Origin of the sequence: Poseidonibacter antarcticus (assembly GCF_003667345.1) — a bacterium.
GTDB classification, from domain to species: domain Bacteria; phylum Campylobacterota; class Campylobacteria; order Campylobacterales; family Arcobacteraceae; genus Poseidonibacter; species Poseidonibacter antarcticus.
In genome coordinates, this window is the sequence record NZ_RCWF01000021.1 from 1 (window position 1) to 15,419 (window position 15,419).

Genomic DNA, 15,419 nt, shown 5'->3' on the forward strand with positions numbered 1-15,419 from the left:
TTTTATCATTTATTAGTTCTAATTTAATTGTGATGGTATTATTTTCTTTATTAGAAAATGCATCAAGTGAGTTATCTATTAATATTATAATGATATTTGAGAATATATGCTCATAATTATGAATTGTCATAGTTTTTGGGATATGTATTTTTATCTTTACATTCTTTAATATAATCTTTGCCCCTAGTAGTTTAACAACATTACTAGTTATCTCTAGTGGGAGGAAAGATATTTTTTCTACATTTCCTAAATAAAAACTAGATAATTCCGTTACTGTTTTCTTCATATGTTCTATTGAGTCACTTATTGTAGGCAATTCTTTTTCCAATTGTAATATTACATTATTCTTATCATGTTTAAGTATTGTCTCTAAAAGCATTACAGATGTTCCTAGTAGAGTAAGAGGATGTTTCCATTGATGGATTATATGTCCAATTGCTTGTCCCATAGAACTAAAACGAGATTGTTCAATTAACATTCTTTTTGCATTTGCTTGTTCTCGAATTGATTTAAATGTTTTAAGCGATTGTGCTATAAAAAGTAATACAACATCAAGTAAAACAGAAATGGTAATAATATATCTATATGAGTTATGGAAATCAATAATATTTGTAATTGCTAAAGCATTTATAACAACAGCAATAAGCATAATACTTTGTCCAAGTAAATAATATTTACTTCCAATTTCATTCATAAAAAGACCAATAATCATAAGAAATATAATACTTAAAACATAGGCGGGTCCAGTTAGCAATGTTGTAATTAAGAAGTAGTTTTCATCTATATATGAAGAGTACAAGAAGCCAAATAAAAGGATGGTATTTATAATTATTAGAAACTTTAGAATATAAGATGTTTTTTTATATTTCATCTTCATATCAAAGAAATAGTAAGCAAAAAATAAAAGCAAAATCGCTCCAACAGGAGCACCTGTCCATGAAACCAGTGTATTGAAATTTAAATTTATTCCCATATCTAAAGTATGTACTATACCTTGTATTGAGAACTGGTAATAAAATGTATTGATAAGATATAGTGCTATTATTAAGTAAGGTATTTTTTTATAAAAAGAGTATAAAATAAATGATAGTATTATAAATAGAAAAAATATACCACCAACTAAACCAAATATAACTAAAAATTTTGATTCATTTTCAATAAATTTTATATTATCTTCTATTGTCCAACCTATATTTAAAATACTATAATTATCGATTTTTGAGATAACTGTTATTTTTTCTTGTGGGGCTAAGATAAGTTTAAATGCTGAAAATCGATTATTCATTTCTCTATTTTCTAAACTTCTCATATCACCTAAGAGATGAGTTTTTATTAACTTATTTTTTTTAAAAAGAAAAACATCTATATAGTTTGTACCTGGAAGTTGATTATATATAATAAAATGTCTATACTTATTAGATTCATTTTGTAGTGTTACTTTACTCCATATAGGTCCTTGTATATTCCCTAAATGACCATTTTGTGAAGGAATCTTTAGATCTTTTTTTGTAAGTATATCAGATTCATTTAATTCTAAATTACTATCTTGTATGTAGAAAGTATAAGGTGAGGCATCTACTAAATCTTCATCTTCTGTAATTATTAATGTATTTGAAGCATACATAGTAAAATGAAGTAATATTATAAGAATAATTTTAATCAATGAAACTGCCTTCAGTTCTCAACATATATCCATATCCTGGTATATTTATAATAACTTCTTTCCCAATTTTCTTTCGTAAACGATATATTAAGCTTTTAATAGCAGGTTTACTTTTCTCTTCTATTGGGTCAAGACAAAGGTTTATTTCCTGCATTGTAATAATTTTATTCTTATTTAAAACAAATAGCTCAATTAATTCAATTTCACTACTTGATAATTCTATTTTCTTTTTATTATCTGTTAATATTTTAGTATGCATTTCATATGTAAGTACTTCTGTAATATTTATAATATTTAATCCATAAATATTAATTTGTTCTAGCATGCTTAACAATGTTGATATAAGCGTTGTATAGTCTATAGGTTTTATAAGATATCTTGCTAAGGATAGAGGAATGGAATTTAAAAGCTTTTCTTTGTCACTATAGTTACTCATAATAACAAGAGGAATGTTTTTGTTTTTTACTCGAATAGCTTTACATAATTCATATCCACTTAAATTAGGCATTGTATAGTCAGTAATAATCATATCAATTTTTCTATTTTCATAGATTTCTAAAGCTTGGGAACCATCTTTTGCTGTGATAACCTTTTTAAAAAATATTGATAAAATAGTATCGAGTTTATCAAGTAACTCTTTTTCATCATCTACTAATAATAATGTAAAATTCTTTAATGCATTTAATTTTGACTCATTCATTTTAAACCTAAATTTTAATTTCTTTTATAATTCTTGATTCTAGCACACTAGAGTAGTAAAGTAGTAGCAAAGTTATAATAAGGATAATCATAACAATTTATGGTATTTCAGATATTCAGAACAAACCATTATTAATAAAGACTATATATTAGAGTGGTAACTTGATTTTAGATAAATAATTTCTCTTTTCTAAACAACTTTTTTCCTTTGTAATATTTTTTCTCTAAATTCTAATGATGATAAATTATTGTTTGAATTATGTATCTTTTCTCTTACTCGTATAATAGATTTATGGATATATGATAGTATATATTCATAGAGTTTTTTAGAGCATGATATATTGGACCTCTTACAAAGCAGTTGAAAACTAGCTTGTCCAAAAGTTGAATAGTTATACTTTAAATTTGAGTGGCAACAAGATCAGTGAGTTTTACTAGATCGAATTTTACGAGTATAAAGTTGTATAGCTTATCAGGTAGAAGAAATCCTACCCTAACGAACTCTTTATTTAAAAACAAAGGTTCAAGATATGTATTCTATCGGTTTAGATGTTAGTAAGTCAACTATCAATGTGTATATCCCTAAAACTAATTTAGATTTAGTTATTAATAATGATTTAAAATCAATAAAAAGTTTATACTCTAAAATAAAAAAACTCTATAAAAAAGAGATTGATAAATTAGTATTTATTTTTGAACCTACAGGAAATTACTCTTATGCTTTAAAAGCTTTCTGTAGTGAAAAAAATATTAGATCTTTTATTGTCAATCCTAAACAAAATTCTAATTTTACTAAAGCAATAAAAGAATAATAAATTTTTCAGGTATTGTCCGATAGGGTGTTCAAATTCAAATGATTTTGGCACCTATTTAATATTAAATTATAAATATAGAAAGTTATGTTTTTAAAGAATTCTAAAATTAAAAATAAAGGTGACTTATCAAGTTAGGTTAAACTTATGATAAGAAGTAAATTCTGTTAATATTTAAAAAACACGGTTTTATAATGTAAAAATAAAATTTACCCCAGCGCTGGGGTAAATTTTATTAATTAAAATATTTTTCTTTTATTTTATTAATTTCAATTTCAAAATCTTTTTGTTGATTAATGTTTAATTTTTTGATATTTTTTAATAAAAACTTGATACTTGCATTAACAGTATCTTCAAATTTAACATCGTCTCGTTCAATTAACTCGTCTATATATTTTTTTGATTCTCTATAACTATATTTATTAATTATAATATCCTCTAATATTTCTTTTAAAGTTAAATTATTTTTAAATTTAATATTTTTATACGAATTTACAACTTTTGCTATTTCGAAATTTATCTTATTTTTAAATAATGCTTCTATTAAAAAATCATCCATGTCTAAAATTGGGAAAGCATTAACAAATGAGGCATTTGTTTTAAATATCATACTGTCCTTTAAAACATTTTCGATTTTCATTTTATCTTCTAGTAATTTATCATCTACATTTTTTATCTTATTAATATTTTTTATCTTATTACAAAGTTTCTTTATTTGATTTACATCATCAATACCAAGTGAATCTTGAAGCAAGGCTAAGACAGATTTAACCTTATCATACATATTTAAATCTTCTCGAAGATGGTTTTCATGTAATATATTTAATCTAATTTTATAATTTGTATCAGCTCCATCATAAATTATGGCTTTTATTTTATCTTTACCTAAAAGTTCATGAGCTAGAATTCTTCTCTTACCTATTATTTTCGTATATGAACCATCATTATTTTTCTTAACCACAATAGGTTGTAATAAACCTAATTCTTCTATACTAGCAGCCAAATCTTTAATTTTAATTGGATCTATTCCTGTTCTATCTTTGAAATCATTATCTTCTATTTTATTAATTGAAATATACTCAATTCTATTTTTGTTTTCTAATTCTGCAGGTATAAAAACACCACTAGCAACAATAGGTGAAGATCTTATATCTAATTCTTTCATTAATTTTTTTATCTCAATTTTATCTGCAGAAGTTTTATTCTTCTTTTCTGATAATTCATCTATTTTTACAATTAATTCTTCACTATTTAATTTTTTATAATTCATATTATAAATCCTTCATTATTAAATGTGTACAATATTTGAAATATTCTTCACACATCATTAGAGCTTGTTTAGGTTCTAGTTTATATTCTATAATCGGTAATTGCACAGATTGACTTTTACTTACAATAGTTGACTCTTTATTTGTAATTAAGTTATTATCCTCTAAATCTAAATCGATAAGCATATTCAATATTCTGTCATATGCTTCATCATGAGCTGTTCTAGTCTTAACAAAACTATTAACAATAATTCCATCTATATCTAATTTTTTTCCTGTTGCTCTAATAAAATCATTTATTTCTTCTATTGTAACTTCAAGACCTTCAATCGAAAATTCTTCTGCTTCAGTTGCTAATAGAATCTTATCACTAGCAAAAATAGACATTTCTAATGAAAGACCAGAATAGGGAGGTGTATCAATAATTATAAAATCATAATCATCTTTTATTTTTTCTATAATTTGATCTAAAATTAAATGAGGCATACTATTCATACGCATTAATTCCAACATTTTGGCAAGTTTTAATTCAGAAGGTAAAACATCAATATTACATTCTTCCAAATTATATGAATGTATATATGTTTTAACATCTTCTTTTGATATTGAATTATTTTTTCTATAATTCTCAAATAAATTTAATATACTAATCCCTGCAAATGAAACTTTTTTAAAATATCGTGATGATTGTGCTTGTGAATCCATATCAACTAATAATACACGTTTACCTAAAAAAGATAATGTAGCAGCAATATTTGCACTAGATGTAGTTTTACCAACACCTCCTTTTTGATTTGTAACTGTAATTACTTGACATTTAGTTGGTATATTGTAAATTGATGCATCTAAATCTTTTTCTAAAAATGCCTCTTTGGTTGATTCATATTTAGTTTGCTTATTATATTCAATTATTTTATATGCATAATCTAAAAGATATGAACTTGTATAATAATATTTCCTAACACTTCCTGTACTAATATTTGGTATTACTTTACTTGTTAACAAATCTGATACTTTTTTCTCGTTTATTCCTAATTGTGCAGATATATCTTTTAGTGTATTATAAATCATTAATAAAAACCTTTCCTTTTATAATAAAAAATCGACTATTTATATTTTTTACGTTATTAGCAGTATAACTTTTAATAACTTAGTAAAAACTTAATTATAACTTAATGGTTATATGGTTTTTGAGAGACTTTTGATGGAAACTTATATATTACTTAATTTCATGTTGTGGTCATTTATCTCTATAGTATTATTACTTGTTAACTTTATATAAACTTAAATAATAGTTGTGGTCATTTATCTCTATAGTAAAAATAAAAAATACTATATTTATTATAGTTATAGTTTTTATTTTTATTTTTAAACTTAATTTTAACTTATTTTATAGTTGTGGTCATTTATCTCTATAGTAAAAAAATACTAAACTTGAATAAAACTTAATTTATAGTTATGGTTACTCATCCCTAAAAGGAGTATTACTTTCTTTTAATATACAAAACAATGTAACACCTCTTCCTTTAATAGGAATATTATGTTCACGGTATAAATATTCTTTAGCTTCATTAGCTTCTAAAAATTTCAAGCCAACCTGAGATTCTAACCATTTTAGAACAGACACATTCTCACCTATATATTTCTTTTTATATAAACGTATAGTTCTACCATTTTTACTAAATATATTACTATGGAGTTCACTTAAAGTTTTATATTCAATAAAAATTGAGTGAGGGTTATTTTTTTTCCATAATAAAAGTATATCTCTCATTTGAAATATTTTATCAGGTAAAGGAGAAAACTGTCTTTCAACTTCGCCTTCATAACTCCATTTTGCAACTTTAGAACCAATTAACATTTCTTCTAAAGTACTAATTAATTTTTTACTATTAGAAATCTGATAGTTACCGATAGAAGTTCTAATATAAATATCACATTTTGGAGCATTTTTAGTGATAGAATCATTTGTTCGTAAATTTGCTCGCATAAGAGCTTGATAAACTTCATCTAATAAATTTGATATCTTAAATTTTGCTACTTCATTTTTATCTTCTGCTAAATTATGTTTGTGAGCTTTACCATAATAATAGTATGTTGGTTTATATGGCAATGTCAAACAAAAAACTTTATTACAATCTTTTAAATCATTTCTTCCTGTAAGATTTCCCCAATGTTCTGAACGAAAAGATCTATCAAGAATAAGATTTGTTTTAAGATATTCATCAAAAGATTTGTTTGAAATTATTAAGATATTGTCATCTTTCGTAGTTTTATTTTTTATTTCTAATTGAATTTTATTTTTAAATTCTTCTATTTCTTTTAAATTTGATTTATCAGCAGCTATATCAATTTTACCAACACCTGTATTTTCTTCGCTATGATATATTGTTACTTCGTCATAACGTTTTGCATCTAAATGTACTCTTATTCTTTGTGCTTTTTGTTGAGCTATATAATGCTGATATTCATGATTGATTACAGCAGATGCATCAAGTACAACAAAACCTTTTTTTGGAATACGATCTACGTTAGAACTTATAATAACACCATCATGACCAGTTTTTAAATGAAAGAATTCACTATTAATTAGAATGGATAGATCTGTTAAATAACTTTCTAGACTAACACCAGATAAATTATATTTTTTTGTGATTTCTTCAAAAAATGTTTTATCGTTTAAATAATTTATTATAGTATTATTAGATGTATCACCGAATACATCTACAGCATTATGAATTTTTACATTTGTATCTTTAAAATTAGATTCTATTGTGTCACAGAATGATGTGAATTTGGTAATCAGTTGAGATAAACTATCTATTTTTTCTTTATTTTTTGAAGAGACACTTGTTTTTATACTTAATAATTGACCATTGATTGCATGTGATTGTGACTGTTTTAGTGTAGCTTTTTCTTCAAAATCAATAGCCTCATCAATTACTATTAAATCTCTATCTATAGTATGGTTTGTGTCTGAATCTGAATATGACATTAAATGAGATGTTTGATTTAAAAGAACAGCATTTCTTAATCTAGCATGAGTGATTATTAAAATTTTTGCATTAATACATGTATTTGTATTTACATCGCTTGTATATGTAGTAATTTCACCTTCTAGATCTTTTATAATTTCCTTATCTTTTGAGAACATAATATTAGCACGAGGTAATTTTTTTTCAGTGTCATAATAATCTAAAAGACCAGTATTTAAAAAATTTTTAAAATCTATCCCATTTTGTATTGTATTAACAACTACGAGTGTACTAAAATTACCTTGAGTTTGAATTATTTTAGTTTTTATATAAAAAGCAAGGGATGTTGTTTTGGCTGAACCAGCTGATGTACTAATAACAAACATTTTGTCAAAATCTTTTTTACTTGCATCTATATATGATTGAAAAATAGTTTCCCAGTTTTCGTACATTTTAACTGAGTATCCATAACCAAAACGATCATTCCAAATTTCTTTTAAAAACTGTTGTGCTATGTCTTTAGCTTCTTTTCCTATAGGGAGTTTTACATCCAAATCTTGTGGTATGATTTGAAATGTTTTTCCTCCATGAAGAAAAGAATAAATAGTTTTTAGTCCAGATAAGTTTACATTTACAACAGCATTTGCTTGTTGTGGTTCTATAGGGTCTAAAATATATGAACCATCATGGCTTGAATTTAAGTCTCCTGCTAACAATTCTGTTCCGTCAGGAAATGTTATCAAATCAGTTTCATAAATAATTCCTGAATTTGAGGTCCTTGCTTCTATAATTTTATATGCAGTTTCATAAGAAAGATTTTTTTTCTTTATTAATTTTTTTACTTGTTCTCCTATATAAAGTTCTTTTATTTGTATAGATGAACTTTTAGAAGCTTTTTTTGCTTCAGTTTCCATTTTAAGACCCTCACTAATATTAGATTCCATCATAGATACATCTAAATAAGTGCCTTTTGGGTTTACAATTCTTATGTCACGTTTATTTAAACTTAATGACGATGCAACATTTGGTAGAGCTTCAAATACTAATCTTTCTGGTGATAACACACTGTTATCAAAGATAGTTCTACTTAAGATACTTCCATCAGCAGCAATTTTTATAGCACCATAATTTTTAGCCCAACAAGATTGCCATAATAATTCTCTAAATCTTTCAACACTACCTTTTATAATAAGATATGCATGAAATCCACCTGTATCATATAAATTTTCTTTTGTATCTTTTTTTATAACTAAAGATGATGTTGATGGAGATATTAGCATTTGTATATTTTTAAATATAGGATCAATATTTATTAGTGTATTTAAATAGTCCAATGGTGATTTAATTTTTATTAATCCTTCAAAATAATCATAATCAAGCATAATTAAATTATATTCGTCATTCCATTTAAAGTTTTCTTTAGAACGTGCAAGTTCTTTTGATCTAGATTTGGGAGCAATAGCACCTTTTAAATTAGTTTTGTGGATACCAAGGCCAATTGCTTCAAATTTTGTTATATGAAGTAAATGTTTTTTTAGTTGTAAAAGGTCATTTATTTTTAATGTATTAAATGTACCTTCTGAAAAATATGCATTTGAATATTTAGTTCCATCTTCATCAATAGTTTTATTTAATGGAGATTTACTTTTAAATTTTGTAAAGAGAATAGAAGGTTTTTTATTTTTTATAGTTCGTTCTTTATCAAGTTTTGCATCTAGTTCAAATAAATTTGCTTCCATTTATACTCCAATATTGTATGGTCTTATTTTAGCTAATATAAAATGTTAATAGACTTTATTTTTAGTTATTATCGATCAAAGAATATAAATCTTTTATATATATAAAGAAAGTATAAAAGATATGTAAAAATTTATTATAATTATATTTTTTAGTATATAAATTGATATATCTTTTCGAATACTTTTACTTCTTTATAGGTGACAATTTTCTCATCGTTGTTATTGTAAATTTAATTAATTTTTTTGATATTAAATCCTTAGCTTGTAAATATAATAATATAGTCCATTTAAATTTAAAATAATTATAATGAAGCCTAGATACTATAGAATAGGGGACTCAATGAAGTTTGTTTTAGCTATAATTGCATTATCAAACATGAGAAATTAACATAAATAATAAAAAGAAATAAATGAAGAAAATAAATAGAAGTAATAAAAATGATAAAATGAAATATTTGAAGATATTATTATCTCAAAAAGGTTTTACTCTAAAAGATTTAAAATGTGAAGCTGCTTTAATGATTTGTTGTATGTTAATTGATAACTATTTAATTATTGAAAAAGAAGGAAAATCTTCAGCTGTTATTAAAGGTGTTACTACTAATGATGTAAAAGTAATATTTGAAATGATGGAAAATTTTCAAGCTTCTTTATATGAGAATGTTCTTAGTACAGAAGAATTACAGGTGATCATAGATAATAAAAGTAAAAGCCAAAAGAGTTTAATAAAATATAAATTAATAGAACCATTAGCATATTTTTATAATGTAGGTGTTAATAGATTAAAATCTAAAATAATAGAACAAAATGGAAGTGATACTAATATCTTATGGATACCAGAATTAATTGCTATTACATTAATCCAAGATATGATAGAAGAGGGTTATATATTTACTAAATTTCCTTTCCTAGAAGAAATAGATTTTACAAGGTTATTTGATATTTATATTAAAACAAATTCAAAAATAAAACAAACAGAATCAATTAAACTTTTTTCAAAAGAGAATAAAACAATTATAAGTAAGATGCAAAATGTTTCTAATAGTATTGCAAGTGCTTTAATTAATTGTAAATATAAGTAAAAGGGACTGTAAATAATTTCATTAATGAAATTAAATCTAGCTACTTATAATCTGAGAACTTCATTGAATAACAAACAAGACTTTTCTATTTTTACTATATTAAACTAGTTTAAAAACTAATTATCTGAGATAATTTCAAAAATTTCTATTTTTTTATATGAAATTCTCTTTTTATAAGTTATTAGTTCAATTAAAATTAGGCATTAGAACTAATTTAACAATATTATAAAGATGTAATCAAATAGTATAGATTAAACAAGATTGTATTACAACTTTATTAAGTCTACAATACAATTCTAATTATATATTACAGCAATGCAAAAAGAATAAAAAAGAATAAAAAATAACTAAAATAAGACATAAATACTTATTAAATTTATGGACTATAATAGTATTACTTTTTATCAATAACTCCACATATAAAAGTACTTTAAATACCATGATAAAATATAGATAAAAAAGCAACTTTTATAAGCCATATAATAGATGATATATATTGTAATCACTACTTGCATTTTTTGCTTTTTGTTATAAACTGATATATAGCTTAATTACTGAATTTTTACTGAATTTTTACTGACTTTTTACTGAATTTTTACTGACTTTTTACTGAATTTTTTATCTGTCTAGCTACCGTAAAACCTATGTTCTTATGTTTTATTTGAGAAAAAACCTAAAAAAACTTGGAAAAAACTTGGAAAAAACTTGGAAAAAACTTGAAAAAAACTTGAAAAAAACTTGGAAAAAATACACCTCTTTTTGTATGTCTTTTAAAATCAATATAAATACAATTTTATAAAGTACCATTTAATGGGAGTTCTTAGTTTTAATATTTTACTTATTATCTATATAAATATTGCTTTTTTATTAGTTTAATTCTTTTTATATACAATTTATTATTTATAGTATTTTGTTTATACAATTTATTTCTATTCTTAAAGAATTATTAACCACTAAAAACTCTATTCTTAAAGTGTTATTGGTGGAAGCTTAAGTAAAATTAACAAAAAGCATTAAAAATTACTTTTAATATTATTTATGATGTATTTACATAATTATCTAATTTTCCCATAAAAGGATTATTTTAGTAATATTTATACTTAATATTGTATAGATTTAATATGATTTTAGGCATTAATTTAATGCAAAAAAGATAGCAAAATATAAGAGTTAAATTATGTTAGATATGAAAAGTAGAAAAAATAGTTGATTTTAAGAGTAAAAATATTGATTTTAATAGCTCACTTTTGTATGTATTTTTCTTAATTAAACTAAGTTTTTAGAGCTTCAATTCTTAATCTTTATTTTGTTTGATTAATGGTGCAATTAGTTTTAGAATATATATAAAAATAATTTATTCTTTCCTTTTATATTTGATGAGAACAGAAGAGTTTCATTTGAGTAAAAATATCAAATAGTGCATGCTCTGATTTTACTAACTATTTTGAAGTAGTATTGAATTTAAAATGATTGGATTTAATTTAATTGTATCAAACTAATTTGAAAAAGTATCGTTGGTATTTGTAGTTACTAGTGATATTGTAAATCTTGTTTGAGATAAAGTTCTTACAATACATCTTACGCAGATTCTAATAAAAGAATCTTCAATTAATCAAAACACTAAAGAAGATTTTAAAAGAGTATAAAAGAAAATTAAATACTTAATATGTTTTATTTCATAATCTATATTTAAAGATATCAATATTCATCAATGGTATATAGAAGAGGGCAGAGGAAATTATAAATATAAAAAGTTTAGAATTGAGAGACTTTTCAATAAATTATATCAAGTTTAAAAAGATATCCTATCTATACTATATAAATAATAAAGGTTCTTTAATGGATAGTGATAGTAAAACAAAAATAATATCGATTGATTATTTAAAAGCTAACATAGAAGATATTGACAAAATCAAAAATAAAAACTTTTCAAAAGCAATTTTCTTTTCTTAAATAATCAGCATTCCAAATCAATCAAGGTTTCTTTAATTAAGAGTTTTACATTTTCTTTATAAAGCATACAGATATTAGGGGCATAACGTGTAAATATATGTTACATAATAGTAATTCTTTACACATATATAATACCTATACAGATATTAGAGGTATAATTGTTGATTGTTGCAGATATTAGGGGCATAATTTAAGTCCTATGCAGATATTAGAGGTATAATTTCTCTTTAAGTTAGATTGTATGAAGATATCAGAGGTATAATTTTGATTGTATACAGATATTATTGGAGTAACCTACAGCTGAGGGGCTGTTCAAAAATCCGTGTCAAACTGGTAAAATAAAAAATACCAAAGGACACAAAGATGAAGTACTAAGCTCTTTAATTAAACAACTTACAGAAGCTGCATTTGCAGCTGAAATAGATTTTCATCTAACACAAGATTTAAATAAGAAAAATCAAACTAGTATGACAGGAGAAATAGAAGAAAAAATTCTTGCTCTTTATTCTCATAGAAATAGTTATTCTCAAATATCAAAACTAATAGAAGATATTTATAGTGTAGGCTTTTCTAAGGGTGCAATTAGAGCTGTTACTGATAAAATCATACCAATGCTTCAAGAATGGAAAATAAGACCACTAGAAGAAGTTTATCCCTTTATATTTTTAGATGCAATTCACTACAAAGTTAAAGAGGATAGGAAATATATATCTAAAGCCTTTTATACAGTCTTAGGAGTTGGAGTTGATGGGAAAAAAGAAATACTTGGACTCTATCTCAATGAAAGTGAAGGAGCTAAGTTCTGGTTGCAAGTTCTAACAGATTTAAATAACCGTGGAGTACAAGATATACTTATTGCATCAGTTGATGGACTCAACGGCTTTCCTGAAGCTATTAATTCAGTATTTCCTAATACTGAAGTACAACTTTGTATTGTTCATCAAATAAGAAATTCTTTAAGATTTATAGAATCAGCAAATCAAAAACAATTTGCAAAAGAATTAAAATCAGTTTATCAAGCTTTCACAAAAGAAGAAGCCGAAATAGAACTTGATAAGTTAGAAGAGAAATGGGGTAAGAAATATCCTATTGTATTTACTTCTTGGAGAAATAAATGGGAAAATTTATCAGTTTATTTCCAATATCCTGAAGATATTAGAAGAGTAATTTATACAACAAATATCATTGAATCAGTTCACAGACAATTTAGAACTCTTACTAAAACAAAAGGTGGTTTCCCTAACGATAATAGCTTACTTAAATTACTATTTATGGGTATTCAAAATGCTACAAAAAGGTGGACAATGCCAGTGAGAAATTGGAGTTTAACAATTTCTCAGCTCTCAATATATTTTGAGGGAAGACTAGATAAAACATTAAATTTATGATTCAATTTTAGGAATTACTAGATGACTGACATAGATTAATGAACACTCCCACTACTAACTATGAAAAATCTATTATCACAGTACTGCCATTTTTTAATGTTTTCTATTATAATTTTTTATTTTTAATCCAGTTTTCATACCTTTTGGTATAGTCACATTTTCCAAACTTTCAATTCTAATATGATAATTTCTAAGTCTTTGCAAATCTGCTGTCATTATTTGCTTATTATGATAGTTCCTTATTCTTCCATAAAGAGGTATTGATAATATAAATTCATTCTTTTTTCTATTAATAAATTCAATTTTATTCCATTTCTGTAAGTTATAATCAGGAATAAGAATATCAATATTGGTACTAGCCCAACCAAGAGGAATAAGGGTAATTTTAAACTTGAAATATTGATTTTTTATCTTATTAATTAAGTTATCACTACTGATTCCTTTATTAATATAATCAGAAATTCTTTTTTCTTCTTTAGTTTCTTTAGAATATTTTATACCATTATCTATCCATAACTCAAAATTAACCTTTGATCCCCAAAAATTCAAAGGTGCTTGAAAATCTATCTCATAAACAGTTTCTTTTTTTGAGAAATCAACATTTACATTAAGAGGTAGTTTTCTATATTTTTCATCACACCAACTAAAACTAAACATTATAACTACCACAAATATAATATATTTGATTTTCAACTTTTACTCCTCTTTCTTAATTGATTCTGCCATCTTAAGCTCATTACTATTTCCTTGAAAAATTACTCTCATATAATATCCAAGCTCTCAATCTTTCCATCTGCATCAAGTTCAGGATAAGCATATATTTCACCTTCCATCTTAAAAGCTTGATAATAAGTTTTAATATTTTTTTGAATAATCAAATCCAAAAAAGGTGCTAAGAAAACTACTATAAAAACTATTTTTCTTATATGTTTAAAAAATTTATATGCTAAATATCCAATTAGCATAGATAGTAGTAAATAAACTACATTTACTATAATTACAAGCAAGCCCCAACTTAACATTTAATTTTTATTTTATTTTTTTTCATCATCTTATACTCAAGCCCTCATCCAAATACTGAATAATTGGATAGATAAAAAACTCTATTACTCTTCTTTTGCCTACTTTTATTTCAGTTGTTACGCTCATACCTGCTTCTAGGTATCTTTCTTTCCCTTCTAGATTTAAAGTTTTACCATTTGGTTCTATTTTTACTTCATAAACGGGTCCTAATTTTTCATCATCTATAGAAAAGTTTCCTACATTGATTATTTTCCCTTCAAAAAAACCATATTTTTGAAAAGAGAAGGTATCTATTTTGATTTTAGAATTCATATCTTTTTTTACAAATCCTAATCACAAGAGCAACCTTATATCAGTATATATCACCTACTGGAGAATTGAGAGAACATGCGATTAAGGTACTTGTGAAATAAATTTTAAGTTATATTTAAATTTCTTTGTCACATTTAAGCCAAATGTGCCGACTTAACCTATAACGATATGACACTTTTTAATATTGAATTAAAATAAATATTAATTTCACATATTTTAAAAATTTAATTTTATTTATCTTTCTACTTCATTCAAATTTAATGAAGTAGTGTGAATTACTCAAACAAAATTGTTTATATTCTAAAGAATAGTTAATTATCTCTGAAAGTTTTATAATTCTACTTTTTACATTCATTCTATATTTTATATTAAAATAAAACACTTTCATTAACTGTGTTATCTCTTTATCTAATAATGATCAAAGACTCATTACTACATTCTTTGCTCTTGTTTAATCTTCTCCATCATCATGTTCATCAAGCATATTCCTAATTTTTTTATACAT

At 24.2% G+C, this 15,419-nt stretch carries 10 protein-coding genes and 1 pseudogene; 3 read left to right on the forward strand and 8 right to left on the reverse strand.

The features are described 5' to 3' along the window. The coding region (locus D9T19_RS13945) for a 7TM-DISM domain-containing protein (RefSeq protein WP_162984598.1) at nt 1–1,663 on the reverse strand (1,663 nt) is incomplete at its 3' end. Further along, complete coding sequence (locus D9T19_RS13950; protein ID WP_121628860.1) at nt 1,656–2,363, reverse strand: response regulator transcription factor; 708 nt, start codon at nt 2,361–2,363, stop codon at nt 1,656–1,658. The genes D9T19_RS13950 and D9T19_RS13945, both read right to left, overlap by 8 nt. Before the next feature lie 529 nt (nt 2,364–2,892). Between D9T19_RS13950 and D9T19_RS13955 the strand changes: the two genes are divergently transcribed. Then, a complete protein-coding gene (locus D9T19_RS13955) occupies nt 2,893–3,174 on the forward strand; it encodes an IS110 family transposase (protein WP_121628861.1) in 282 nt (93 codons plus the stop codon). A gap of 235 nt (nt 3,175–3,409) precedes the next feature. Here the strand turns inward: D9T19_RS13955 and D9T19_RS13960 are convergent, their stop codons facing one another. The 3 genes from D9T19_RS13960 to D9T19_RS13970 form a co-directional block, all read right to left on the reverse strand. Further along, a complete protein-coding gene (locus D9T19_RS13960) occupies nt 3,410–4,444 on the reverse strand; it encodes a ParB/RepB/Spo0J family partition protein (protein ID WP_121628862.1) in 1,035 nt (344 codons plus the stop codon). Between the two features lies 1 nt (nt 4,445). Beyond that, on the reverse strand, nt 4,446–5,513 hold the full coding sequence (locus D9T19_RS13965) for a ParA family protein (RefSeq protein WP_121628863.1): 1,068 nt from the start codon (nt 5,511–5,513) through the stop codon (nt 4,446–4,448). A gap of 391 nt (nt 5,514–5,904) precedes the next feature. Continuing rightward, nucleotides 5,905–9,156, reverse strand: a complete 3,252-nt coding sequence (locus D9T19_RS13970) for a hypothetical protein (RefSeq protein WP_121628864.1) — start codon at nt 9,154–9,156, stop codon at nt 5,905–5,907. A gap of 410 nt (nt 9,157–9,566) precedes the next feature. Between D9T19_RS13970 and D9T19_RS13975 the strand changes: the two genes are divergently transcribed. Both D9T19_RS13975 and D9T19_RS13980 read left to right on the forward strand, forming a co-directional pair. Further along, the gene (locus D9T19_RS13975; protein WP_121628865.1) at nt 9,567–10,238 is read left to right on the forward strand and encodes a hypothetical protein; all 672 of its coding nucleotides are present in this window, start codon (nt 9,567–9,569) and stop codon (nt 10,236–10,238) included. A 2,261-nt stretch (nt 10,239–12,499) separates the two neighbouring features. Then, nucleotides 12,500–13,579, forward strand: a complete 1,080-nt coding sequence (locus D9T19_RS13980) for an IS256 family transposase (protein ID WP_121628866.1) — start codon at nt 12,500–12,502, stop codon at nt 13,577–13,579. Nucleotides 13,580–13,672: 93 nt separating this feature from the next. Here the strand turns inward: D9T19_RS13980 and D9T19_RS13985 are convergent, their stop codons facing one another. The 3 genes and pseudogenes from D9T19_RS13985 to D9T19_RS13995 all read right to left on the reverse strand — a co-directional run. Continuing rightward, the gene (locus D9T19_RS13985; protein ID WP_162984599.1) at nt 13,673–14,236 is read right to left on the reverse strand and encodes a hypothetical protein; all 564 of its coding nucleotides are present in this window, start codon (nt 14,234–14,236) and stop codon (nt 13,673–13,675) included. 104 nt (nt 14,237–14,340) lie between these two features. Beyond that, the gene (locus D9T19_RS13990) at nt 14,341–14,586 is read right to left on the reverse strand and encodes a hypothetical protein (RefSeq protein ID WP_162984600.1); all 246 of its coding nucleotides are present in this window, start codon (nt 14,584–14,586) and stop codon (nt 14,341–14,343) included. A gap of 40 nt (nt 14,587–14,626) precedes the next feature. Then, nucleotides 14,627–14,920, reverse strand: a pseudogene (locus D9T19_RS13995) (beta-barrel domain-containing protein); the annotation flags it as partial. Between the last annotated feature and the right edge of the window lie 499 nt (nt 14,921–15,419).

What these genes read in the sequence shown, in the direction of transcription:
- D9T19_RS13950 (WP_121628860.1), bottom strand. Translation starts at nt 2,363, where the DNA reads ATGAATGAGTCAAAATTAAATGCATTAAAGAATTTTACATTATTATTA.
- D9T19_RS13955 (WP_121628861.1), top strand. Translation starts at nt 2,893, where the DNA reads ATGTATTCTATCGGTTTAGATGTTAGTAAGTCAACTATCAATGTGTAT.
- D9T19_RS13960 (WP_121628862.1), bottom strand. Translation starts at nt 4,444, where the DNA reads ATGAATTATAAAAAATTAAATAGTGAAGAATTAATTGTAAAAATAGAT.
- D9T19_RS13965 (WP_121628863.1), bottom strand. Translation starts at nt 5,513, where the DNA reads ATGATTTATAATACACTAAAAGATATATCTGCACAATTAGGAATAAAC.
- D9T19_RS13970 (WP_121628864.1), bottom strand. Translation starts at nt 9,156, where the DNA reads ATGGAAGCAAATTTATTTGAACTAGATGCAAAACTTGATAAAGAACGA.
- D9T19_RS13975 (WP_121628865.1), top strand. Translation starts at nt 9,567, where the DNA reads ATGAAGAAAATAAATAGAAGTAATAAAAATGATAAAATGAAATATTTG.
- D9T19_RS13985 (WP_162984599.1), bottom strand. Translation starts at nt 14,236, where the DNA reads ATGTTTAGTTTTAGTTGGTGTGATGAAAAATATAGAAAACTACCTCTT.